Origin of the sequence: Halomonas sp. SIMBA_159 (genome assembly GCF_046536035.1) — a bacterium.
In the GTDB taxonomy this organism is placed as follows: domain Bacteria; phylum Pseudomonadota; class Gammaproteobacteria; order Pseudomonadales; family Halomonadaceae; genus Vreelandella; species Vreelandella venusta_A.
In genome coordinates this window covers 1-261 of the sequence record NZ_JAWJBT010000883.1, presented here as the reverse complement: position 1 = coordinate 261, position 261 = coordinate 1, and the positions used below count along the sequence as shown (strand labels likewise).

Here is a 261-nt window from a genome sequence, read left to right as displayed (position 1 = left end):
GGCCTACCTCGTCAAGGCGCACAACCTGCTAGGACCGCTCGCGGTTCTTTTCCTTGTGGTGGCGCGTTTCCGCTGGTGGGCTTACCTGCCGGTTTTTGCTTTTCTGGCCTTTCGGTTCTATTTGGGCAGCCGCTGGGGCGTAGCTGTGGTTGGCGCTATGCTGCTGCTCGTGCAACTGCATTTCGTCGGCCGGTCTTGGCCGCAACTGCGTCATCTCGCCTTTCTGCTGCCGCTGTTCGTGCTGTTCCACCTGGTTGGACA

At 60.2% G+C, this 261-nt stretch carries 1 protein-coding gene; it reads left to right on the top strand.

Translation table 11 applies throughout. From position 1 onward, the window contains the following. Positions 1 to 261, top strand: a 261-nt coding sequence (locus R0J87_RS21780) for a hypothetical protein (RefSeq protein WP_498888914.1), incomplete at both ends; no start/stop codon positions are given.